Annotated in this window: 16 protein-coding genes and 1 pseudogene; 9 read left to right on the forward strand and 8 right to left on the reverse strand. The window is 71.0% G+C overall.

Annotation, left to right across the window (positions count from 1 at the left end):
• Nucleotides 1-58 precede the first annotated feature (58 nt).
• Nucleotides 59-1,003, reverse strand: a pseudogene (locus tag ACN27G_RS36055) (IS256 family transposase); the annotation flags it as partial.
• A gap of 52 nt (nt 1,004-1,055) precedes the next feature.
• Here ACN27G_RS36055 and ACN27G_RS36060 point away from each other — a divergent pair.
• Nucleotides 1,056-2,339: an IS256 family transposase gene (locus ACN27G_RS36060; protein ID WP_421490881.1), complete on the forward strand. Its 1,284-nt coding sequence runs from the start codon at nt 1,056-1,058 to the stop codon at nt 2,337-2,339.
• Between the two features lie 25 nt (nt 2,340-2,364).
• On the opposite strand, the gene ACN27G_RS36065 is transcribed toward ACN27G_RS36060, so the two are convergent.
• Nucleotides 2,365-3,468, reverse strand: a complete 1,104-nt coding sequence (locus ACN27G_RS36065; RefSeq protein WP_421497078.1) for a hypothetical protein — start codon at nt 3,466-3,468, stop codon at nt 2,365-2,367.
• Between the two features lie 311 nt (nt 3,469-3,779).
• Here ACN27G_RS36065 and ACN27G_RS36070 point away from each other — a divergent pair, with 311 nt between their 5' ends.
• From ACN27G_RS36070 to ACN27G_RS36100, 7 genes are all read left to right on the forward strand, one after another.
• Nucleotides 3,780-4,073: a hypothetical protein gene (locus ACN27G_RS36070; RefSeq protein ID WP_421497079.1), complete on the forward strand. Its 294-nt coding sequence runs from the start codon at nt 3,780-3,782 to the stop codon at nt 4,071-4,073.
• Complete coding sequence (locus tag ACN27G_RS36075) at nt 4,063-4,341, forward strand: hypothetical protein (protein ID WP_421497080.1); 279 nt, start codon at nt 4,063-4,065, stop codon at nt 4,339-4,341. The genes ACN27G_RS36070 and ACN27G_RS36075 overlap by 11 nt, the downstream gene beginning before the upstream one ends.
• A 174-nt stretch (nt 4,342-4,515) precedes the next feature.
• The gene (locus ACN27G_RS36080) at nt 4,516-5,667 is read left to right on the forward strand and encodes an oligopeptide/dipeptide ABC transporter ATP-binding protein (RefSeq protein WP_421497600.1); all 1,152 of its coding nucleotides are present in this window, start codon (nt 4,516-4,518) and stop codon (nt 5,665-5,667) included.
• Nucleotides 5,664-6,713 carry an ABC transporter ATP-binding protein gene (locus ACN27G_RS36085; protein ID WP_421497081.1) on the forward strand — a complete coding sequence of 350 codons (1,050 nt, stop codon included), beginning with the start codon at nt 5,664-5,666 and terminating at the stop codon, nt 6,711-6,713. The genes ACN27G_RS36080 and ACN27G_RS36085 overlap by 4 nt, the downstream gene beginning before the upstream one ends.
• Nucleotides 6,710-7,807 carry an ABC transporter permease gene (locus ACN27G_RS36090; RefSeq protein WP_421497082.1) on the forward strand — a complete coding sequence of 366 codons (1,098 nt, stop codon included), beginning with the start codon at nt 6,710-6,712 and terminating at the stop codon, nt 7,805-7,807. The genes ACN27G_RS36085 and ACN27G_RS36090 overlap by 4 nt, the downstream gene beginning before the upstream one ends.
• A 60-nt stretch (nt 7,808-7,867) precedes the next feature.
• Nucleotides 7,868-8,866, forward strand: coding sequence for an ABC transporter permease (locus ACN27G_RS36095; protein WP_421497083.1), 999 nt, complete (start codon nt 7,868-7,870; stop codon nt 8,864-8,866).
• Between the two features lie 154 nt (nt 8,867-9,020).
• A complete protein-coding gene (locus tag ACN27G_RS36100) occupies nt 9,021-10,775 on the forward strand; it encodes an ABC transporter substrate-binding protein (RefSeq protein ID WP_421497084.1) in 1,755 nt (584 codons plus the stop codon).
• A gap of 71 nt (nt 10,776-10,846) precedes the next feature.
• Here ACN27G_RS36100 and ACN27G_RS36105 read toward each other — a convergent pair whose 3' ends face one another.
• From ACN27G_RS36105 to metH, 3 genes are all read right to left on the reverse strand, one after another.
• Nucleotides 10,847-11,335, reverse strand: a complete 489-nt coding sequence (locus ACN27G_RS36105; protein WP_421497085.1) for a type II toxin-antitoxin system PemK/MazF family toxin — start codon at nt 11,333-11,335, stop codon at nt 10,847-10,849.
• Between the two features lie 157 nt (nt 11,336-11,492).
• Nucleotides 11,493-12,095 carry a hypothetical protein gene (locus ACN27G_RS36110; RefSeq protein WP_421497086.1) on the reverse strand — a complete coding sequence of 201 codons (603 nt, stop codon included), beginning with the start codon at nt 12,093-12,095 and terminating at the stop codon, nt 11,493-11,495.
• Nucleotides 12,096-12,208: 113 nt separating this feature from the next.
• Complete coding sequence (gene metH, locus ACN27G_RS36115) at nt 12,209-15,847, reverse strand: methionine synthase (protein WP_421497601.1); 3,639 nt, start codon at nt 15,845-15,847, stop codon at nt 12,209-12,211.
• Between the two features lie 344 nt (nt 15,848-16,191).
• On the opposite strand from metH, the gene ACN27G_RS36120 reads away from it, so the two are divergent.
• Nucleotides 16,192-17,013 (forward strand): SAM-dependent methyltransferase, encoded by an 822-nt coding sequence (locus ACN27G_RS36120; RefSeq protein ID WP_421497087.1) that lies wholly within the window; start codon nt 16,192-16,194, stop codon nt 17,011-17,013.
• Between the two features lie 32 nt (nt 17,014-17,045).
• Here ACN27G_RS36120 and ACN27G_RS36125 read toward each other — a convergent pair whose 3' ends face one another.
• The 3 genes from ACN27G_RS36125 to ACN27G_RS36135 all read right to left on the reverse strand — a co-directional run bounded on the left by ACN27G_RS36125 (nt 17,046) and on the right by ACN27G_RS36135 (nt 21,080).
• The gene (locus ACN27G_RS36125) at nt 17,046-18,281 is read right to left on the reverse strand and encodes an RNA polymerase sigma factor (RefSeq protein ID WP_421497088.1); all 1,236 of its coding nucleotides are present in this window, start codon (nt 18,279-18,281) and stop codon (nt 17,046-17,048) included.
• Between the two features lie 11 nt (nt 18,282-18,292).
• Complete coding sequence (locus tag ACN27G_RS36130) at nt 18,293-18,703, reverse strand: YciI family protein (protein WP_421497602.1); 411 nt, start codon at nt 18,701-18,703, stop codon at nt 18,293-18,295.
• A 190-nt stretch (nt 18,704-18,893) separates the two neighbouring features.
• Nucleotides 18,894-21,080, reverse strand: a complete 2,187-nt coding sequence (locus tag ACN27G_RS36135) for a prolyl oligopeptidase family serine peptidase (protein ID WP_421497089.1) — start codon at nt 21,078-21,080, stop codon at nt 18,894-18,896.
• Nucleotides 21,081-21,104 lie beyond the last annotated feature (24 nt).

Raw genomic sequence — 21,104 nt, forward strand, 5'->3', positions numbered from 1 at the left:
AGGGTGTGTCACCTAAAAGGTGTAATTAGGATTCTCTAGATTGATGATCTTTGGGTTGTCAACGTTGTGCTGCGGTCAGGCGCCCGTCGAAGGCGATGTCGAACGCGTTCATCGCGGCTTTCCACTTGTTCGACCAGCGGGTACGGCCCTTACCGGTCGGGTCGAGGCCGCACACGGTCAGGTAGAGCACCTTCAGCGCGGCGTTCTCGGTCGGGAAGTGCCCGCGGGCGTTGACCGCGCGCCGGAACCGGGCGTTGAGGCTCTCGATCGCGTTCGTACTGCACACGATTTTCCGGATCTCGGGGCTGAACTGCAGGAACGGAGTGAACTCCGCCCACGCGTTCTCCCAGAGCCGGACAATCGCCGGATACTTGCGCTCCCACTTCTCGCTGAACTCCGCGAACGCGTCGAGAGCGGCCGAGTCACTCGGTGCGCCGTAGACCGGCTTGAGGTCCTTGGCGATCTGGCCCCAATCGGCTTTCGACGCGTACTTGAACGAGTTGCGCAGCAGATGGATCAGACACGTCTGCACGACGGCCTGCGGCCAGACGACGCCGATCGCGTCGGGCAGGCCCCTGAGCCCGTCGCAGACGACCATCAGCACGTCGGCCACGCCACGGTTTCTAAGCTCGGTCAGCACCCGGGTCCAGAACTTCGCGCCCTCGCCGTTGCTGTCACCGACCCACAGCCCGAGCACGTCCTTGCCACCGTCGGCGGTCACGGCCAGGGCGACGTAGACCGGCCGGTTCGCGACCTGACCGTCACGGATCTTCACATGGATGCAGTCGATGAAGATCACCGGATAGACCGTGTCCAGGGGCCTTGACTGCCACTCCGCCTGATACTCCATCACCCGCTCGGTGATCGTGGAGATGTGGTCCTTGGACACCTGCGCCCCGTACACCTCGGCCAGATGCGCGGCCACCTCACCGGTCGTCAGGCCTTTCGCCGTCAGGCTGATGACCAGGTCGTCGATCCCACCGAAACGCCGCTGCCGCTCTCTTGAGGGTGTGTACAACTAACGGCGGATCTGCTGATCAAGGGAGATGCGCCAGATGACGACCGAGACCACCATCGAGCAGGAGCCGGCAGGCGGGTCGGTGGATGCGGCCACGGATGAGCAGTTGATCGCGCTGCTGGTGGACCGGGCACGCGGTGAGGGGCTGAAGCTGACCGGTGAGGGCGGCCTGCTGCAGCAGCTGACCAAGCGGGTTCTGGAGTCCGCTCTGGAGGGCGAGATCACCGACCACGTCGGCTACGACAAGCATGATCCGGCGGGCAAGGGCACCGGGAACTCCCGTAACGGCACCCGGGCGAAGACGGTGCTGACCGATGTTGGTCCGGTCGAGGTGCGGGTTCCGCGGGACGTCGCGGGGACGTTCGAGCCGCAGATTGTGCGCAAGCGCCAGCGCAGGTTGTCCGGGGTGGATGAGCTCGTGTTGTCGTTGTCGGCCCGGGGGCTGACGCACGGGGAGATCGCCGCGCACCTGGCCGAGGTGTACGGCGCCGAGGTGTCGAAGCAGACGATCTCGACGATCACGGACAAGGTCGTCGACGGGATGGCCGAGTGGCAGAACAGGCCCCTCGACTCGGTCTACCCGGTCGTGTTCATCGATGCGATCAACGTGAAGATCCGGGATGGGAAGGTTGCGAACCGGCCCGTCTACCTGGCGATGGCGGTCACCGTCGACGGACATCGTGACATCCTCGGCCTGTGGGCCGGCGACGGCGGCGAGGGCGCCAAGCACTGGTTGCACGTGCTCACCGAGCTGAAGAACCGCGGCGTCGCTGATGTGCTCATGCTCGTCTGCGACGGACTCAAGGGCCTACCCGAAGCGGTCGAGGCGGTATGGCCGCGCACCATCGTGCAGACCTGTGTGATCCACCTGCTGCGTAACTCGTTCCGCTACGCGGCCCGACAGGACTGGGAGAAGATCGCCAAAGCGCTCAAGCCGGTCTACACCGCGCCCACGGAGGACGCGGCGACGGAGCGGTTCCTGGAGTTCGCCGAGGCCTGGGGCCGGAAGTACCCGGCGATCGTGAAGCTGTGGGAGAACGCCTGGGCCGAGTTCGTACCGTTCCTCGCCTTCGACGTCGAGATCCGCAAGGTCATCTGCTCCACCAACGCGATCGAGTCCGTCAACGCCCGCATCCGCAAGGCCGTCCGCGCCCGCGGACACTTCCCCAACGAACAGGCCGCGCTCAAGTGTGTGTACATGGCGCTGATGAGCCTCGACCCCACCGGCAACGGCCGCCGCCGGTGGACCATGCGCTGGAAAGCACCTCTCAACGCGTTCCAGATCGCCTTCGAGGGCCGGCTCACCCCGGCCAACCACTGACCATTTCAAAAACCAAGATCAGCCGTTAACTTGACACTCCCTGCGCACGGACCGCCTCCTCGGCGTACTCCCGGGCCGGTTCCAGGTCTCCGAGGCTAATGAGCGCTTCGGCAAGCTGCGCCTCCAGGAGGCCGGGCTGCATGTACTCCGTCTCCGGCGGCTCGTCTTCTCGGCGGATCCGCGTCGCCGTCTGCTCGGCAAGCGCCATGCAGTGGTGTGCGTCCCTGACGGCCTTCATGCCGGCGAACGCTTTTGCCTGCATCACGAACAGATCGGTTCTGAGCGCCGGAGAAATATGGGAGCCGGCGCTGCGGAGCCCTGCCTCGGCGAACCCGATGGCCTGCCGGTACTCTCTCAGGAACATCGCCTGGTTGACCAACAGTGCGACGACGTATCCGCCGAACCGGCGATCGCTGGACGCCTTGGCCAGCCGCAGCGCTTGATGGAAGTAGCGCTGTGCGAGGCCATGAGCGTCAGAGTCGTACCCGCAGAGCCCGGCGATGGCAGCCAGCCCGCCGGCTGCTCGGAACAGGTTGCGGCCTGTCCGGTCGCTGTAGGAGCCGCGCAGTAGCGGTACGGTGTGCTCCACCAGAAACCTCACCACACGAACTCTGGTGGTGACCCCTCCGACTTGCCGATACATCGATTCGTAATGTCGGCGGGCGGTTCGGAGCATGGTGACATCTTCAGCTCCGACGCGGGGACCCGACGGCCGCGATACATCGGTGTCGTCAGGTGGGTTCTCCCATTCCCAGACGGGCGCGACAGCGTTCAGCCCGGCGATGAGCGGTGTGTCGGTAAGGTCGCGGCCCTCCTGGTCCGAGCGCCAGAGTGCGGTGGCGCGGGCGATGAAGCCCGACAGCGGCGCACCGTGCGTGCTGTCCGGCCGCCCCATGCCGATGTCTTCGAGGGTGATCCGTCGCGACAGACGCTCGCTGAGAAGCTCGCAAATGATCTCGGGAACGTAGCCGCGTGGGCGTTGCCCCTTCATCCATCGGCCTACGGACGTGTGATCGTAGCGGGTGGGCTTGCCGCTGTTGTGTCCGAGCCGGTTGATCCGGGTAGCCAAACCAGCACGGGACATGCCTGCCTCATGGATGAGCGCATTGAGCAGGATGTTCGGCTCCATCCATCACCCGCTTCTACGAAAGGACCAGTACAGGGTAACGGTGTGCTGTTCACACGGAGTGTGGAGTCGCTACACCACTCGTCCTCATTCGAGCTCTCCCGGCGTCTGCTGCGGGGGAGTTGGCTGGCTGTGGCGCGCCACTACCGAACATCGGTGGCCGCCTACCAGCACCATTGTCGTTCGAGACGAAGGAGGAGCGATGTTGACGAGAACTCGAGGATGGATCTGGTTGCGGCAGCGCCGGGTGCATGACTACCGGTGGGACGGTCGCCGGTGGGTGCGGGTGCCGGGGCCGAAGCGGTGACGGCGCGATGACGAAGCCGCCGCACGTCCCGCCGCCCGAGATCCCCGAACTGCCGGCCGGTGTTCTGCTCCGGCTCCGGGCCGGGGACTGGCACCACCTCCACGACCTGCCCTGCACCGCGTACTGCGACATGACCGTGACGAAGGTCCATGCTGGCGTGACTCGGGAGGACGGTGGCCACCTCTGGGTCTGGGTCACCGGGCACGACCATCCGACCTGCTCGTGGGAGTCCGTCGAGCCGCATCCGCCCTGCGTCGAACTGATGGTCCGGCTCGACGTGCTGCGCCGCCATGCCCGCTGAGGGTGGCGGGTCGGCCGAGATCCTGGACGCGGCGCGCCGCCTCCTGGCGGCGCACTGGGCCGGTACGTGTCCCGCCTGTGCTCCTGACGGCTGCCCGGCGGAGGAGTGGGCGGCGGTGACCCTCTTCGAGGACGCGGTGGCGACGGCGCCGTCCGGCCCGAAGACCCTCGACGACGTACGCCGGATCGCCGGCCGGATCCGCGGCGATCGGGACGGTGCCGGGGAGCCGGGCGGGGTCGACAGGGGCGGACCGGAGCTACTTGAATAGGGGTGATGTGCCGGACCGCCGGCCGGGGGAGCCCGGCGGGCCGGAGATCGACACATGGAGCTTATTTTCAGCCTCCAAACTCTGCTGTAGGTTACCTTCACGCTCCCTCGGGTTGGCGCAGATCAACCGGGCGGTGAGCGGCGGAACGGGTGACGGAGCAGGAGAAGGAGGGCGCTGGTGGGAACGGCGGAAACGGCAGCGTCGTCCGGCAGCCCGGAGGCCAACCCAGCCCCGGAGGCCGACCCGACCCCGGAGGCCGACGACGCCCCGGCAGCCGACCCGACTCCGGAGGCCGACCCGTACCTGCGGGTGCGGGAGCTGCGGGTGCGGTTCCGCACCGAGGACGGGGTGGTGCGCGCGGTCGACGGGCTCTCCTTCGCCGTGCGGCGCGGTCGCACGCTCGGCATCGTCGGGGAGTCAGGGTCGGGCAAGAGCGTCACCAGCCTGGCCGTGCTCGGCCTGCACGACCCGAGGCGTACGGAGATCAGCGGCGAGATCCTGGTCGGCGGGCGGAACGTGGTCGGGATGCCCGACGCCGAGTGCCGCAGGCTGCGCGGCCGGGACGTGGCGATGATTTTCCAGGATCCGCTCTCCGCCCTGCACCCCTACTATCCGGTCGGCCGGCAGATCGCCGAGGCGTACCGGGTGCACCATCGGGAGGCGGGCCGGCGGGCGGCGTGGCGGCGCGCCGTCGAGATGCTGGACCGGGTCGGCATCCCGCAGCCGGGCCGCCGGGCAGAGCAGTACCCGCACGAGTTCTCCGGCGGCATGCGGCAACGGGTGATGATAGCCATGGCGCTGGTCAACGACCCGGATCTGCTGGTCGCGGACGAGCCGACCACCGCGCTCGACGTCACCGTGCAGGCACAGATCCTCGACCTCCTCGCCGACCTGCAAGCGGAGTTCCACTCGGCGATCATGCTGATCACGCACGACCTCGGGGTGGTCAGCCAGGTCGCCGACGACGTGCTGGTGATGTACGCCGGCCGGGCCGTCGAGCACGGCAGCGTCGAGCAGGTGCTGCGCCGGCCGCAGCACCCGTACACCTGGGGGTTGCTCTCCAGCGTGCCGTCGCTGCACGGTGACGCGGACGCGGACCTGGTGCCGATCCCGGGCAACCCGCCGAGCCTGATCCACCGGCCGGCCGGCTGCGCCTTCCACCCCCGCTGCCGCTACGCCGACCGCACCGGCGGCCGGGCCTCCACCGAGGTCCCCGAGCTGCTGCCGGTGGCGGAGCCGGGTCACCTGGTCGCCTGCCACCTGCCCGAGGCCGACCGGCAGCGCTACTACGCCGACGAGATCGCCCAGGTGGGGGTGGCGCGATGAGCCTGGACCAGCGGGCCGGTGCGGCGCCGCTGCCCGCCGACCCCGCCGACCCCGCCGACTCCGCCGCCGGGCCACTGCTGTCGGTGACCGGGCTGGCCAAGCACTTTCCGGTGCGCTCCGGGTTCCGCCGCGCCGGGCTGGTCCGCGCGGTGGACGGGGTCGACTTCGAGGTGCGGGCGGGGCAGACCCTGGGGCTGGTCGGCGAGTCGGGCTGCGGCAAGACCACCACCGGCCGGCTGCTGGTACGCCTGCTGGAGCCGACCGCCGGCCGGATCGTCTTCGAGGGGCGGGACATCACGCACGCCTCCCGGGGCGAGCTGCGCCCGCTGCGCCAGGACCTCCAGATCATCTTCCAGGACCCGTTCGCGTCGCTGAACCCCCGGCACACCGTCGGCCGGATCGTGGCGATGCCGTTGCAGGTCAACGGGATCGTCCCGCCCGGCGGGGTGCGGCAGCGGGTCCGGGAACTGCTCGAACTGGTCGGGTTGAATCCGGAGCACTACAACCGCTATCCGCACGAGTTCTCCGGCGGGCAGCGGCAGCGGATCGGGATCGCCCGCGCGCTCGCGCTGCGGCCGAAGCTGATCGTCGCCGACGAGCCGGTCTCCGCGCTGGATGTCTCGATCCAGGCGCAGGTGGTCAACCTCCTCCGCGACCTGCAACGCGAGCTGGGGCTGGCCTTCGTCTTCATCGCGCACGACCTCGCGGTGGTGCGGCACTTCTGCCAGCGGATCGCCGTGATGTACCTCGGGAAGATCGTGGAGACCGGTGACCGGACGGAGATCTACGAGCGGCCCCAGCATCCGTACACCCGGGCGTTGCTCTCCGCCGTGCCGGACGTGACGACGTTGGGGCCGGCGGGGCGGATCCGGCTGGCCGGGGACGTGCCGACGCCGCTCGACCCGCCCTCCGGTTGCCGGTTCCGGACCCGCTGCTGGAAGGCGCAGGAGATCTGCGCGGCCGAGGAGCCGGCGCTGACCGGACATCCCGGTCGGACCGGCGCGGTGGCCTGCCACTTCCCGGAGGAGGGTGAGCTGCACCAATGAGCGAGCAGCAGATGGCGTCCCAGGCCGGGGCGGTGGCGGCGGGAGTCGATCCGGTGCCGCCGGCTCCCGCCGCCGGGCCGGGTCCGGACGGGATGCTGCCGGCCGGGTCGCCGCCGGACAGTGCCGCCGCACCGGAGGCCGGGGCGGCACCGGTCGCGGCGGGCGACGGGTTCGTCGGGCGGTCGCCGGGGCAGCTCGCCTGGCGGCGGCTGCGCCGGGACAGGGTGGCGCTGGTCAGCGGCGCCACGCTGGTCTTCTTCGTCCTGCTGGCGGCGGCCGCGCCGTTGGTGGCCCGGCTCTACGGCAAGGGTCCGCAGGAGCGCTTTCCGGAACGGCTGGACCGCAACGGCTTCCCGCTCGGCTACGCCGGGGTCTCCGGCGAGCACTGGTTCGGCATCCAGCCGGGGATCGGCCGGGACATCTTCATCCAGGTCGTCTACGGGCTGCGTACCTCGTTGATGATCGCCTTCACCGCCGCGGTGCTGACGATCGCGCTCGGCGTCGTGATCGGCATCGTCGCCGGCTACGTCGGCGGCTGGGTCGACGCGGCGATCACCTGGGTCATCGACCTGGCGCTGGCCTTCCCGTTCTACATCTTCTGCTTCGCCTTCGTGCCGCTCGCGGTCAACCAGTTCTACGGGCCACGCGACGAGGTGGCGTCCTGGTTCCGGCCGGCACTGCTGGTGGCGATCTTCGTGTTGTTCAACTGGACCATCTCGGCCCGGCTGGTCCGGGGGCAGGTGCTCTCGTTGCGCGAGCGCGAGTTCGTGGAGGCGGCGCGGGCCTCCGGGGCGGGCCTGGGGCACATCCTGTTCCGGCAGCTCCTGCCGAACCTCTGGGCGCCGATCCTGGTGACCTTCTCGCTGAACGTGCCGGCGCTGATCACGGCGGAGGCGGCGCTGTCGTTCCTCGGCATCGGGGTGCTGGAGCCGACTCCCGACCTCGGCCGGCTGATCAACGACAGTGTCCGCTACATCCGGGACGTGCCGAGCTTCACCATCGTCGGCGGCACCACGCTCTTCCTGCTGGTGCTGGCGTTCAACCTCTTCGGAGACTCGCTGCGCGACGCGCTCGACCCGAAGTCGAGCAGGTAGTCGAAACAGATAGTCGAGTAGGCAGTCGAGTCCGAGGGCGGGCAGGAAGGAGGCGTCGTCGTGCTGCGGTTCGTGGTCAAGAAGGTGCTGCTGGCGCTGAGCACCCTGCTCGCGGTCAGTGTGGTCACCTTCGGGTTGTTCTTCGCGGTGCCCAACAACCCGGCCGAGCTGATGTGCGGGGACAGCAAGAACGTCTGCAGTCCCGAGCGGATCGAGATGATCGAGCGCCGGATGGGCCTGGACAAGCCGATCGTCGTGCAGTACGGCGACTTCATGCGCGGCATCGTCGCCGGCCGTACCATCGGCAGCGGCGAGACGGCCCGGGACTGCCCGGCGCCCTGCCTGGGCTTCTCGTTCCGCAGCGACGAGCCGGTGACCGGGATCGTCGGTCGCACCCTGCCGGTGACCCTGAGCATCGTCTTCGGCGCCGCCGTGGTCTGGCTGGTGCTCGGCATCTCGATCGGGATGGTCTCGGCGCTGCGCCGGGGCACCGTCTTCGACCGGCTCGCGGTCGGCACCTCGCTGGTCGGCGCCTCCATGCCGATCCTGCTCTTCGGGCCGCTGCTGCTGATCGGCCTGGTCTACGAGACCGGCCTGCTGAGCTATCCGCGCTACACCCCGCTGACGGAGAACCCGCTGGCCTGGGCCGCCGCGATGATCCTGCCCTGGTTCGCGCTCGGCTTCCTCAACTCGGCGACCTACGCCCGGCTCTCCCGGGCGCAGATGCTGGAGACCCTCTCCGAGGACTTCGTCCGGACCGCGCGGGCCAAGGGACTGGCCAAAATCACCGTGTACGGCCGGCACGCGCTGCGCGCCGCGATCACGCCGATCATCACGATCGCCGGGCTGGACCTCGGCGCCTACCTCGGCGGCACGGTCATCACCGAGACGGTCTTCGGGTTCACCGGGCTCGGCCGGACGGCGCTGAACGCCGCGCTCAACCTGGACATGCCGATCGTGATGGCGACGGTGCTGCTCGCCGCCGTCTTCGTCGTCGCCGCCAACGTCCTGGTCGACGTGCTCTACGCGGTCGTCGACCCCCGGGTCCGGCTCGGATGACCGGCAGATGGTGTGCCGGTGGCGGCTGCGGAAACGTTGTCCCATCGTTACTGCTATGAAACTTACCTTCAGGTCAGCTTGAGTGAATATTTCCTTCAACAGATCAACGCCGATTCGATTCTGACCTGCGAGAACGAGACCAGGAGGAATTCCTATGCGACCCAGGCTCGCGATGGCCGCGACGAGCGCCGCGCTCGTGCTCGCGACCAGTGCGCTGGCCGCCTGCTCGGAGAACACCGGGGAGAACGGTGACTCCGACAACGGCGGCGGCAAGCAGTTCACCAGCTCGATCGCGACCGATCCGAAGGACTCCCAGGGGCCGGCGGCCGAGGTGCCAGGGGCGACCGCTGGCGGCGTGCTGAAGCTCTACAAGGAGGAGGACTTCGAGCACCTGGACCCGCAGCGGACCTACACCTTCCTCGGCATGTCCATCCAGCAGATGTTCGCCCGGACCCTGACCGTCTTCAAGGAGGACGGCAACGGCAACGTGCTGCTGGTCGGCGACCTCGCCACCGACCCGGGCAAGGACGTCAACGACGACTGCAGGACCTGGGAGTACACCCTCAAGGAGGGGGTGAAGTTCGAGGACGGCTCGCCGATCCGGGCGGCCGACGTGGCGTACGGGATCGCCCGCTCCTTCGAGGAGAGCATCGACGGCGGCCCGACCTACATCCAGGAGTGGCTGGCCGACAACCCGACCTACAACGCGAACTACAAGGGGCCGTACACCTCGGGCAGCGACACCGTCCCCGGGCTGACCGTGAAGGACGACCGAACCCTGGTCTTCGCCTTCGCCAAGCCGCACTGCGACCTGCCGTTCGCGCTCTCGCTGCCGACCTCGGTGCCGGTGCCGAAGGCCCAGGACACCAAGACCGAGTACGACCGCCGGGTCGTCTCCTCCGGGCCATACAAGATCAAGGAGTACGTGCCGGACACCCGGTTCGTGCTGGAGCGCAACCCGAACTGGGACGCCAGGACCGACCCGCTGCGGCACGCCTACCCGGACACCATCGAGGTCGAGATCGGCCCCAACGACACCGCCGCCACCGAGCGGGTGCTCGCCGGCCAGGGTGCCGACCAGGGCGGCGTGGCCTGGGAGGAGATCCCGCAGGCGCTGGTCAACCAGGTGCTCGGTGACAGCTCGCTCGGCGATCGGGTGCTGCGTAAGACCGCACCCTCCGTCTGGTACCTGAGCATCAACAACGAGCGGATCAAGGACGTCAAGGTGCGGCAGGCGATCGCGTACGCGATCGACAAGCAGGGGCTGCTCACCACCCAGGGCGGCGACGCCGCCGGCAAGCTGACCCACACCCTGCTGGCCGACACCACCATCGGGCAGACCAACTACCCGAACCCCTACGACGGCGGCCCGACCGGCAACCCGGAGAAGGCCAAGGAGCTGCTCGGCGGCCAGAAGCCAAAGCTGGTCTTCATGTCCCGGACCAATGCCTTCGGTCAGCAGACCGCGCCGATCGTCGAGCAGAGCCTGGAGAGGGCGGGCTTCGACGTCACCGTGCAGTACGTCGAGGACCACAACCCGACGGCCCGGACCCGGGGCAACCCCTACGACATCTACCTGTCGAACTGGGCGGCGGACTGGCCGAGCGCGGTCTCGACGATCCCGGTGCTCTGGGACGGCCGCAAGCTCGGCCCGCAGGGCAACTCCAACGTGTCGTACTTCAACGCCGACGACGTCAACGCCGAGATCGACCGGGTGAGCAACCTGCCGGCCGGCGAGGCGGGGCCGGAGTGGGCCAAGGTCGACCAGATGATCATGGAGAAGTACGTCCCGGTCGTGCCGCTCTTCCAGGACAACACGTTCATGGTCAGCGGCGCCAAGGTCGGCGGGCTGATCATCTCCGAGCAGTTCGGCACACCGGTCTTCTACAACAGCTACCTCAAGCAGTAGCGCCGCGGTGCAAGGAGGGGGCCCTTCTTATACAAAAAACGATAAGAAGGGCCCCCTCCTTGCACGCAAGGTCAGCGCCAGCCGTAGCCGGTGCGGAGGGCGCGGCCGACCCGGTCGAAGCGGGGCCGGTCGAGGATCGCGCCCTCCCGCCGGATGCTGTCCTCCCGCATCGTCAGCACCCGGTCGAGCCGGATCCAGCTCGGCCGGTTGTCCCGGTCCCACTCGCCGGGGCCGAGCGCGAGCCAGTGCCGCTGGCCGTCCCGGTCGCTCTTGCTGGAGAGCATCAACCCGAACAGTGTCCGGCTGACCCGCCCGACCACCAGCACCGGACGGTCCTTGCCCTGCCGGGGGTCGTCCTCGTACGCCACCCAGGTCCAGACGATCTCGCCCGGATCGGCGTGCCCGTCGAGCTCGGGTGCGTAGACCAGCTCGCGGCGCTGCAACGCGGTGACCTGGCGCCGCCGTGCGAGCTGGGCGGGGATGGGGCCGGGGGCCGGCCTGGGGCTGCGCCGGGCCACCCGGTTGACCGTCGCCGTCACGCCCTTCCAGAGATTCGCCACGGCGGCACCCTACCCCTCGCCGGTCGCGGTGTTCGGACCGGCGGACTCTCCGGAGTCCGGGACAACGCCGAGCGCCCGAACGTTGGCGCCCGCTCCCGGGCGCCGCCCGTCCCCCGTGCCGGGTGTGGGCGGTCCGGCTGAGGAGGGGCCGCCCCGATCAGCCGATCCGCTGCACGAGGCCGCGGAGCCAGACCGGCCAGCGTGGACTGTCGTGCACCCGTTCCGGGACGAGGTAGCGCTCGTGGTCCACCCGGCGGATGACGTCGTCGCGTACCGGAAGCAGCACGATGTCGAGGCGGAACGGGCGTACCGAGCGGCCCAGCGACTGTTCGACCTCGTCCACCACCCGGTTGACGACCAGTCTGCCGGGGCCGGGTCGGGGGAGGGCGTCCTGCCGGCGGGCGGAGTGCCACCCGTGGGCCTCCTGCCAGCGTTCCGCGACGACCCGGCGCAGCGTCGGCCACGGTGCCAGGCCGAGCGGGTCGGGGGTGTCGTCGGCGGGCTCCAGGCCGGCGCGGGGCTGCGGGCGCTGACCCGCCGGGTCGACAAGCGAGAGCCACCAGCCGAGCCATTCGGTGCCCGGCACGTGCTCGACCGACCGGGTCGGCTCGGGGAGCTCGTCGATGTCCAGCGGACCGGGCACCAGCCGGTGCGCCGGCACCTCGATCCGCTCGCTCGCCCGGATCCACAGTGCGCAGTCGATCAGGAATTCCTGCCTGCGGATGCCGATCCGCCAGGAGATCGGGCCTCGCAGTTCCACCGGCGTCTCCTCCCGTTGGCCGCCACTGACCAGGGTAGTGAGCCGAACGGTGGATAGGCGTAGGTAAATAGACTGAGAGTAACCTCGTCGATACGGCGGAAGGAGGCGGGCGGCTACCGCTCCGGGTCGTAGCCGAGGTTCGGGCGGAGCCAGCGCTCCACCTCGGCGAGCGGCAGGCCACGCCGCCGGGCATAGTCCTCGACCTGGTCGCGGCCGAGCCGGCCGACGGTGAAATACCGCGACGCCGGGTGCGCGAAGAGCAGGCCGCTGACGCTGGCGGCCGGGGTCATCGCGTACGACTCCGTCAGCCCCATCCCGAGGCGCTCGGCGTCGAGCAGCGCGAAGAGTTCGTGCTTGAGGCTGTGGTCGGGACTGGCCGGATAGCCGAGGGCGGGGCGGATTCCCCGGAACCGCTCGGCGTGCAGGTCCTCGATCGCGGGGTCGGCGTCCGGCTCGTACCAGTCGCGGCGGGCCCGCAGGTGCAGGTACTCCGCGAACGCCTCGGCGAGCCGGTCGGCCAGCGCCTTCACCATGATGGCCCGGTAGTCGTCGTGCCGCGCCTCGAAACCGGCGGCGAACTCCTCGGCACCGTGCACCGTCACGGCGAAGCCGCCGAGGTGGTCACCGGCCGGCGCGACGTAGTCGGCGAGGCAGCGGTTCGGCCGGCCGGCCGGCTTGGTGGTCTGCTGCCGCAGCATCGGGAAGCGGGTGCCGGCCGGGTCGTCCAGCACGATGTCGTCACCGTCGGCGTGCGCCGGCCAGAAGCCGTACGACCCGACGGCGGTCATCGCGCCGCCCGCGATGATCTGGTCGAGCAGCGTGTTGGCGTCGTCGTAGAGCTCGCGGGCCACCGGCTGGTCGAGGATCGCCGGGAACTTCCCCTTCAGCTCCCAGGCGAGGAAGAGGAACTGCCAGTCGATCATCTCGCGCAGCGCGGTCAGTTCCGGCGAGACGGTGCGTACGCCGGTGAAGGCCGGCACCGGCAGCTCGGCGAAGTCGACATCCTCGCGGTTGGACCGCGCCTGGGCGAGGGTGAGCAGCGGGACCCGGTCCCGCCCCTCGTGCTGCTCGCGCAGCCGTTGCTGCTCGGCCCGGTTGCGCAGGTCCAGCTCGGTGGCACGCTCCGGGTGCAGCAGGTCGGAGACCACCCCGACCACCCTCGACGCGTCGAGCACGTGCACCGTGCTGCCGTCGTACGCCGGGGCGATCCGCACCGCCGTGTGCTGCCGGGAGGTGGTGGCGCCGCCGATCAGCAGCGGCAGGCTCAGCTCGCGCCGCCGCATCTCGGTGGCGACCGCGACCATCTCGTCCAGGGACGGGGTGATCAGCCCGGAGAGCCCGATCGCGTCCGCGCCCTCGGCGACGGCGGTGTCCAGGATCTTCGCCGCCGGCACCATCACGCCGAGGTCGACCACCTCGTAGTTGTTGCAGCCCAGCACCACGCCGACGATGTTCTTGCCGATGTCGTGCACGTCGCCCTTGACCGTCGCCAGCACCACCTTGCCCTGGCCGCGGCCCTCCTCGATCAGCCCCGCCGCCCGCGCCTGCTCCTTCTCCGCCGCCATGTACGGCTCCAGGTAGGCGACCGAGCGCTTCATCACCCGGGCGCTCTTGACCACCTGCGGCAGGAACATCCTGCCGGAACCGAAGAGGTCGCCGACGACCTTCATCCCGTCCATCAGCGGGCCCTCGATCACGTCGAGCGGGCGGTCCGCCTGCTTGCGCGCCTCCTCGGTGTCGGCCTCGATGAAGTCGACGATGCCGTGCACCAGGGCGTAGGAGAGCCGCTCCGCGACCGGCGCCTCCCGCCAGCCGAGGTCCACGGCCCGCCGGGTGCCGGAGCCGCTGACCGTGGAGGCGAAGCTGACCAGCCGGTCGGTGGCGTCCGGGCGCCGGTCGAAGAGCACGTCCTCGACGAGTTCGAGCAGGTCGGCGGGGATGTCCTGGTAGACGGCGAGCTGCCCGGCGTTGACGATGCCCATGTCCAGCCCGGCCCGTACGGCGTGGAAGAGGAACGCCGAGTGCATCGCCTCGCGTACCACGTCGTTGCCGCGGAACGAGAAGGAGAGGTTGGAGATGCCGCCGCTGGTCCGGGCCCCCGGGCAGCGCTCCTTGATCAGCGGGAGTGCGTCGATGAACGCCTTGGCGTAGCCGTTGTGCTCGGCGATGCCGGTCGCCACGGCCAGCACGTTCGGGTCGAAGACGATGTCGGTGGGTGCGAACCCGGCCCGCTCGGTGAGCAGGTCGTAGGCGCGGGCGCAGATCGACACCTTGCGTTCGGTGGTGTCCGCCTGGCCGAGCTCGTCGAAGGCCATCACCACCACACCGGCGCCGTAGTCCCGGATCCGGCGCGCCTGCGCCAGAAACGCCTCCTCACCCTCCTTGAGACTTATCGAGTTGACGATCCCCTTGCCCTGCACACACTTGAGCCCCGCCTCCAGCACGCTCCACCGCGAGCTGTCGATCATGATCGGGATGCGGGCGACCTCGGGCTCGGTCGCGATCAGGTTCAGGAAGGTGGTCATCGCCCGCTCGCTGTCGAGCAGGTCGGCGTCCATGTTCACGTCGAGCACGTTGGCGCCGCCGCGTACCTGCTCCAGCGCCACGTCGACGGCGGCCTGGTGGTCGTCGGCCTCGATCAGCCGGCGGAACCGCGCCGAGCCGGTGACGTTGGTCCGCTCGCCGATCATCACGAAGCCGGTGTCGGCACCGATCGCGAAGGGCTCCAGGCCGCTGAACCGGGTGCCGTCCGGGATCGCCGGCACCGGGCGGGGCGGCCGGCCGTCGACCGCCGTCGCGATCCGCGCGATGTGCTCCGGGCCGGTGCCGCAGCAGCCGCCGACGATGTTGACCATGCCGCCGTCGACGAACTCGCGGATCAGCCGCGCGGTCTCCTCGGGCTGCTGGTCGTAGCCGCCGAACGCGTTCGGCAGCCCGGCGTTGGGGTGGCAGGCGACGTAGGTGCCGGCGAGCCGGGACAGGTCGGCGACGTGCGGGCGCATCTCGGTGGCGCCGAGCGCGCAGTTCACCCCGACCACCAGCGGCTCGGCGTGCGCGACCGAGGTCCAGAACGCCTCGACGGTCTGCCCGGAGAGGGTCCGGCCGCTCAGGTCGACGATGGTCACCGAGATCCAGAGCGGCAGGTCGGGCGCGACCTCGCGGGCGGCGGCGATCGCGGCCTTGGCGTTGAGCGTGTCGAAGATCGTCTCGACGAGCAGGATGTCGACGCCACCCTCCGCCAGCGCCCGGATCTGCTCCGCGTACGCCTCCCGGACGGTGTCGAAGGTCACGGCCCGGAACGCCGGCTCGTCGACCCGGGGGGAGAGCGAGAGGGTCACGTTCAGCGGCCCGACCGAGCCGGCGACGAACCTGCCGCCCGCCTCGTCGGCGGCCTGGCGGGCGAGCTGGGCGCCGCGCAGGTTCATCTCCGGGACCAGCGCCTCCAGGCCGTAGTCGGCCTGCGCGATGCTCGTCGCGGTGAAGGTGTTCGTCGAGGTGATGTCCGCACCGGCCGCCAGGTAGCGCCGGTGTCCGTCGAGGATGACGTCCGGCCGGGTCAGGTTGAGCAGGTCAGGGTCGCCGGTCACGTCCTGCGGGTGGTCGGCGAGCAGCTCGCCACGGTAGTCGGCGGGAGTGAGGCCGGCGCCCTGGAGCATGGTGCCCCAGGCACCGTCGAGCACCACGACCCGCTCGGCGAGCAGTTCGCGCAGCGCCCAGGTGCGTGCTGCCCGGGTGCCGGGGACACTCGACATCGTCACCAACTGGACCACCTCCGTCGTCGAACGGAGGCGCCCTTGCAGGGATCTGTGCTCGGGTCGAGCGTGGCGGGCACGTCAGCCCGTTGCAGCGCCTCTCGACCGAGGTCCAAGACTACCCGAAAGGGTCCGGACCGGGCCGGAATCGTCGCGGACTGTGGGACGGCGGCGTCGCCGGGACCCGCTGTCGCGGGATCGACGTACGAGGCGGCCTCATCTAATCTCGTGGGCAGATACGCCCGGTGACGCCGCCCGGCACCGACGCCGGCCCGGTGACGGGAACACCTCAGGTCAGGCGTCGATGGCGTGCCCACATCGTGCCCGTTCGGAGGGATCGAGGCTTGACGAGCGAGAACGCCCCACCGGGCGTGGACATCAACCGGGCCAGCATCGCCCGGGTCTACGACTTCCTCCTCGGTGGCAAGGACAACTTCGCGGTCGACCGGCAGGCGGCCCAGATGGCGTTGAAGATCACGCCGGACGGTCTGGAGGCGGGCCGGGCCTGCCGGGCGTTCCTCCGCCGGTCCGTGCGACACCTCGCCGCGGAGGCCGGCATCCGGCAGTTTCTCGACCTCGGCTCGGGACTGCCGACCCAGGGCAACGTGCACGAGATCGCCCACGAGGTGGATCCGGACGCCCGGGTGGTCTACGTCGACAACGACCCCATGGCCCTCGCGCACGGGCGGGCCCTGCTCGCGGACGCCCGGACCACCACCGTGGTCGGGGCCGACGTCCGGGAGCCGGAGGAGATCCTCGACCATCCCGAGGTCCGGCGGGTGATCGATTTCGAGCAGCCGGTCGGGCTGCTGCTCATGGCGATCCTGCACCACCTGCACGACCACGAGGAGCCCGGCGCGGTCACCCGGCGGCTCACCGCGGCCCTGCCCTCCGGCAGCTACCTGGCGATCTCGCACTTCCACGACCCCGGCGAGGCACATCCGGACATCTCGCAGAAGGTCCGGGGAGTGGAGAAGATCTTCAACGAGACCCTCGGCACCGGCCGGTGGCGTACCCACCAGGAGATCCTGGCCTTCTTCGGCGACCTGGAGCTGTTGCCGCCCGGGCTGGTCCCGGTGGCCGAGTGGCGCCCGGACGGCGACGAGGACGCGCGGCAGACCGACACCTACCACACCATCGTGGGCGGGGTGGCCCGCAAGGCCTGAGGCACCGGCGCCCGCCGCGCCACCGGGCCGGATCAACCGAGGCGGGCGGCGCGGCCGTTCAGGTAGCGCTGCTGGGCCAGCCCGGTCGCGCGGCGGGCCGCCGTCTCGTACGCCGCCCGGGCCGCCGCCGTCTCGCCGGCCCGCTCCAGCAGGTGCGCCCGGACGGCGTACATCCGGTGGTCGCCGGCGATCCGGCCGTCGTCGGCGAGCCGGTCCAGCAGCTCCAGCCCGGCCCGCGGCCCGCGGGCCATCGCCACCGCCACCGCGTGGTTGAGCGCCACCACCGGGTTGGTGGCGATCCGCAGCAGCACCTCGTAGAGCGCGACGATCTGCGGCCAGTCGGTCGCCTCCGCGCTGGGCGCCTCGTCGTGCAGGGCGGCGATCGCCGCCTGGAGCTGGTACTGGCCGGTCGGTCCGGTCCGCAGCGCCGCGCTGACCAGGGCCACCCCCTCGGTGATCTGCTCCGCGTTCCAGCGGCTCCGGTCCTGCTCCGCCATGGGGACCAGCGCGCCGTCCGGTCCGGTACGCGCCGGCCGGCGGGCGTCGGTGAGCAGCATCAGCGCCAGCAGCCCCGCCACCTCGGCGTCCTTCGGCAGCAGCCGCTGCAGCAGCCGGGCCAGCCGGATCGCCTCACCGGAGAGTTCGGTGCGGTAGAGGGTCGGGCCGGAGGTGCTGACGTACCCCTCGTTGAAGACCAGGTAGAGCACGTGCAGCACCGCGTCGAGCCGCGCGGCGCGTTCGGCCGCCGGTGGCATCCCGAACGGGACACCGCTCGCCCTGATCTGCCGCTTGGCCCGGCTGATCCGCCGGGTCATGGTCGCCTCCGGCACCAGGAAGGCCCGGGCGATCTCGGTGCTGGTCAGGCCGCCGACGGCACGCAGGGTCAGGGCGATCTGCGAGGCCGGCGAGAGCGCCGGGTGGCAGCAGAGGAAGAGCAGGATCAGCGTGTCGTCGGAGTCCGACGCCGGGCGGTCGGCGGCCGGGGCGAGCCATCCGTCGGGCGGGGTCCAGCGGGCGACGCTCTCCTCGCGGTGCCGCCGGGCCCGCTCGGCCCGGAGCAGGTCGGTCAGCCGGCGCGAGGCGACGGTGATCAACCAGCCCCGGGGACTCTCCGGCACCCCCTCCTCCGGCCAGCCGGTGGCGGCGGCGAGCAGCGCCTCCTGGACCGCGTCCTCCGCCGTGTCGAAGTGGCCGTAGCGGCGGACCAGCGCGCCGAGGACCTGCGGCGCCAGGCGGCGCAGCAGGTCCTCGACATGGCGTTCCGGCACGGTACTTCGCCCTACAGTTCCTCGACGCCCTCGATGACCGGCCGGATGTCGACGTGCCACTCGTTGGTCAGGGTCGCGTGCTCCGGATGCGGGGTCCGGGCCAGCTTCGCCGCGATCTCGGTCGCCCGGTCGAAGCTGTCGCACTCCACGATCGTGTAGCCGGCCAGCACCTCCTGGGTCTCCGGGTACGGCCCGTCGGTCACCACCGGCGCCCCGTCGCGCAACGAGACCCGCCGGGTGTGCACGGGAGCGCTGAGCCCTCGGCCGTCGACGAACTCGCCGGACTCCACCAGCTCGTTGTTCCAGGCCGCCATGAACTCGTGCAGCGCCGCCATCTCCTCCGGCGTCCAGGCCGGCGAGCCATCGCTGCCCCTGCCCGCCATCGCGTCGTAGTCCCGCTGCGAACCGGCCATCATGATCATGTATTTCACGGTCGTTCCTTCCCGTCGGCGCCCCTGCGGCGCCCGTCCGGTGGAGACGTCGGTGCCGCGCCGCGGTTCCGGACATCCGGCCCGGAGAGATCCGGACATCCGGCCCGGAGAGATCCGGACAGCCGGCCGGGAGAGATCCCGGACGTCCGGCCGGGGAGAGATTCTGCCAGTGCTCCGAGGGTCAGAGGTGCTGGCGGAGGAAGTCGAGTTCGAGGGCGAGCAGCCGTTCGGCGGTGCCGCCGGCCGCCATGTGGGTGGCGCCGGTCAGCGGGATGACCGAGTGCGGCCGGCCGGTGGCCAGCAGCGCGGCGGAGAGCCGCAGCGTGTGCGCGGCCACCACGTTGTCGTCGGCCAGCCCGTGCAGCAGCAGGATCGGCCGGGCCTCCTCGGGGTCGCGTACCGGCTCGGCGGCGAGTTCCAGCAGCGAGTGGTGGGCGTACACCTCGGGGCTGTCGGTCGGGGTCCCGAGATAGCGCTCGCTGTACGCGGTGTCGTAGAGGGTCCAGTCGGTCACCGGCGCACCGGCGACGGCGCACCGGAAGAGGTCGGGCCGGCGCAGCACGGCGAGCGCGGCGAGCCAGCCACCGAACGACCAGCCCCGGACCGCGACCCGGCCCAGGTCGAGGTCGGGGTGCTTGCCGGCGAGTGCGGTCAGCGCGTCTGCCTGGTCGGCCAGGATGACGTCGGCGAGTCGCCGGTGCACCACCTTCTCGAACGAGGGCGCGACTCCGGGCGTACCCCGGTTGTCGACGGTGACCACGGCGTAGCCGGCGTCGGCCCACCACTGCCGCTCCAGCCACGCCGACCGGGCGGCCACCACCTCCTGGTGGCCCGGCCCGCCGTAGACGTCGAGCAGCACCGGCAGCCGCCGGCCGGCGACGTGGTTGCCGGGGTAGAGCACCGCGGTCGGCAGCCGGCGGTCGGTGACCCGCTCCAGCGCGGGCCGGGGCGCGTACGGCGGGGTCGCGGCGAGCGAGCGCAGCGAGGCCACCTCCCGGTCGCCCTGCCAGACCGTCCAGGTGCTGCCGGCCGCGTCGAGGGAGCGGGACTGCACCACGAGCACGTCGCCGCCGACCGTGCCGCCGTGCCAGCCCGGGTCGGCGGTCATCCGCCGGGCGTCGATCCCGCCGGCCCCGATCGCGGTACGCACCCGGAACAGGTGCTGCTGGCTCGGCTCCCCCTCGCTCCCCTCCACCAGCAGGTCGGGGCTGCCGTTGCGGTTCGGCAGCCAGCCGACCACCCGGCGCACGTAGAGCGAGGGCGGGGTGAGCAGGGTGCCGTCGGCGAAGAGGCAGCGGGCGTCGTAGCCGTCGTGCGCGAGTTCGCCGCCGACGAGTACCCGGCCGTCGGGGAGGTGCCGGGGGGTGCCGGCGACCGGCTCCACCCAGCGCGGGTCGGCGAGCTCGGCGTGCACCTGCGTCTCGCCGGTGCGCGGGTCCACGGCGAGCACCAGGCCGTGCTGCTGCAACCGGCGCAGTACGGTGATCAGCGGCCCGGTCTCGGCCCACTCCACCCCGACCAGGTAGGGATAGGTCTCCCGGTCCCAGTGCACGTCGACCCAGCCGCCGTCGAGGTCGAGCAGGTGCAGACTCACCTCGGCGTTCGGCCCGCCGGCCCGGGGGTACGCGACCGAGCGGGGCGGGCTGGCCGGGTCACCGGGGTCGTGCAGGTACCAGCGCGGCAGCCGGGCCTCGTCGACCCGGGCGGCGAGGATGGACCGCCCGTCCGGCGCCCACCAGTAGCCGCGGAACCGGTCGAACTCCTCGGCCGCGATGAACTCGGCCAGTCCCCAGGTGACCCCGGCGTCCTCACCGGCGAGCAGCATGTCGGTGCCGTCGGCGTCGACCACCCGCAACTGCCCCACCCGGCCGTCGCCGGCCGCGTCGGTGACGTAGCCGATCCGCTGGCCGGTGGGGTCGGGTCGGGGGTCGAGCACCGGGCCGGTGACGTCGATCTCGACCACGTCGCCGTGCAGCAGGTCGGCCCGGAAGAGCCGGCCGGCGAGGGCGAAGACGGCGACCCGGGCGGCCGGGTCGGTGGCGTACGAGCCGATGCCGGCGGCGCTCAGCCGGAGCCGTTCGCGCAGCGCCTGCTCGGCCGGGTGCGGCGTACCGGTGGGGTCGGCGGCGGCGGTCGGGTCGGCGCCCCCGGTCGGGTCGGCGGTCGGGTCGGCGAGCAGGTCGGCGGGGTCGGCGACCAGGCGTTCGGTGCCGGTCGCCACGTCCAGCATCCAGAGCGCGTCGACCGGGTCGGTCGGGCCGCCGGAGCGGAGGAAGAGCACCCGCGAGCCGTCGTTCGCCACCGTCACGGACCGCGGCGCGCCGCGGTTGAAGCGGCGGGTGCGGGCGGCCAATTCCGGGTAGTCCACATCGTGATCGTAGAGGCGGGCGCG

The sequence above is a fragment of the Plantactinospora sp. WMMB334 genome (assembly GCF_049179095.1).
In the GTDB taxonomy this organism is placed as follows: Bacteria; Actinomycetota; Actinomycetes; order Mycobacteriales; family Micromonosporaceae; genus Plantactinospora.